Origin of the sequence: Streptomyces sp. TRM70350, from assembly GCF_019219825.1 — a bacterium.
Lineage (GTDB): Bacteria > Actinomycetota > Actinomycetes > Streptomycetales > Streptomycetaceae > Streptomyces.
The window spans coordinates 1-2232 of sequence record NZ_JAHUXH010000079.1 but is presented as its reverse complement, the minus strand read 5'-3'; the positions used below and the strand labels follow the sequence as shown (position 1 = coordinate 2232).

General features: G+C 75.9%; 1 protein-coding gene. It reads right to left on the bottom strand.

What is annotated here, in order from left to right:
- On the bottom strand, positions 1-2232 hold a 2232-nt coding region (locus KWI83_RS37585; protein ID WP_218518857.1), incomplete at both ends, for a type I polyketide synthase.

The following is a 2232-nucleotide window of genomic DNA, read 5'->3' as shown; positions in this document are numbered from 1 at the left end:
GCCGGCCACATCAGCGGCCACCACCACCGCACGATGCGGCAACAACGCCCGCGACGTCGCGAGGGAGAAGGAGACGTCCACCGGGTCCGGTGCGGTGCGGGTGTCGAGGTGGGCGGCGAGCCGGGTGGCCTGTTCGGCGAGGGCGGCCCGGGAGCGGGCGGAGAGCACCCACGGCACCCCGTGCGACGTCGCGGCACGCGGGGGCGCGGCCGGCTCCTCGGGGGCCTCCTCCCCGGCGTCCTGCGGGGCCTCCTCCAGGATCACGTGGGCGTTGGTGCCGCTGGCGCCGAAGGAGGACACGCCCGCGCGGCGGGGCCGGTCGGTGTGGGGCCAGGGGGTGGTGCCGGTGACGAGTTCGACGGAGCCGGAGGCCCAGTCGATGTGCGGGGAAGGCGCGTCCACGTGCAGGGTGCGCGGCACCTCGCCCGCGCGCAGCGCGAGCACGGTCTTGATCACGCCGGCCACGCCCGCCGCGGGCCCGGTGTGGCCGATGTTGGACTTCAACGAGCCGAGCAGGAGCGGCTCGTCCCGGTCCTGGCCGTAGGTGGCCAGCAGGGCGTTGGCCTCGATGGGGTCGCCCAGGGTGGTGCCGGTGCCGTGTGCCTCGACGACGTCGACGTCGGCGGGGGTGAGTCCGGCAGCGGCCAGCGCGGAGCGGATGACCCGTTGCTGGGCCGAGCCGTTGGGCGCGGTGAGTCCGGAGGAGGCGCCGTCCTGGTTGATCGCGGAGCCGCGTACAACGGCCAGCACGGGGTGGCCGTTGCGGCGGGCGTCGGAGAGCCGCTCCAGCAGCACCACGCCCACGCCCTCGGACCAGCCGATGCCGTCCGCGGCGGCGGCGAACGCCTTGCAGCGGCCGTCGGGGGCGAGGCCGCGCTGCCGGGAGAACTCCACGAAGGCGCGCGGTGTCGACATGACCATCACGCCGCCGGCCAGCGCCAGCGAGCACTCGCCGCTGCGCAGCGACTGACCGGCCAGGTGCAGGGCGACCAGGGACGACGAGCAGGCGGTGTCCACGCTGACCGCCGGGCCTTCCAGGCCGAGGGTGTAGGCCACCCGGCCGGAGAGCACGCTGGCGTAGTTCCCGGTGCCGAGCAGTCCCTCGTCCACACCGGTGACGGCGCCGTGCCGGGAGTCGTAGCGCTGGTCGGTGACGCCCGCGAAGACGCCGGTGGCGCTGCCGCGCAGACCGAGCGGGTCGAGACCGGCGCGCTCGAACGCCTCCCAGGCGACCTCGAGGAACAGCCGCTGCTGCGGGTCCATGGCGAGGGCCTCGCGCGGGCTGATGCCGAAGAACTCGGCGTCGAAGTCTGCGGCGTCGTGCAGGAAGCCGCCCTGGCGCAGATAGGTGTGTCCGGCCCGGGACGGGTCGGGGTCGTAGAGGCCGTCGAGGTCCCAGCCGCGGTCGGTGGGGAAGTCGCCGATGACGTCGCGGCCCTCGGCGAGCAGTCGCCACAGCTCCTCGGGGCCGGTGACGCCGCCGGGGAGGCGGCAGGCCATGCCGACGACGGCCAGCGGCTCGTCGGCCGGGGTGGTGCGGGCGGCGGGGCGGGCCGGGACGGGCGCGCCGTCGAGCCGGGTGACCAGGTACTCGGTGAGGGCGGCCGGGTTCGGGTGGTCGAAGACGACACTGCTGGGCAGCGGCAGACCGGTCGTCTCGGTCAGTGCGGTGCGCAGGCGGACCGAGGCGAGGGAGTCGAAGCCGAGGGAGGCGAAACCGAGGTGCGGTTCGATGGCGGCGGGGTCGGCGTGGCCGAGCACGACGGCGGTGCGCAGCCGGACCAGGTCCATGACCCGGTGCCGGCGTTCGGCGGGGGACAGACCGGCGAGGGCGTCGCGCCAGGGCGTGCCGCCGTCGGTGGTCCGCTGCGCGGGCGGCGTGACGGGGGTGGCCGGGGGCAGCGGGCGCGGCGCGCCGTCGACGGGCGGCCAGTACCGGTCCCGCTGGAAGGCGTAGGTCGGCAGGTCGGCCGGGTGGGCGCCGGTGCCCTGGAAGAAGGCGGTCCAGTCGACGCGTACGCCGTGGGCGTGGGCCTCGGCCAGGTGGTGCAGCAGGGTCGGCAGACCGGCCCGGTCGCGCTGCAGGGTGCCGACGACCACGGCCGCGGTGTCCGCCCGCTCCACGGTTTCCCGGGTGCCAATGGTGAGCACGGGGTGCGGGCTGACCTCGATGAAGGCCCGGTGGCCCTGGGCGAGCAGGGCGGTGACGGCGTCGGCGTAGCGGACGGGTTG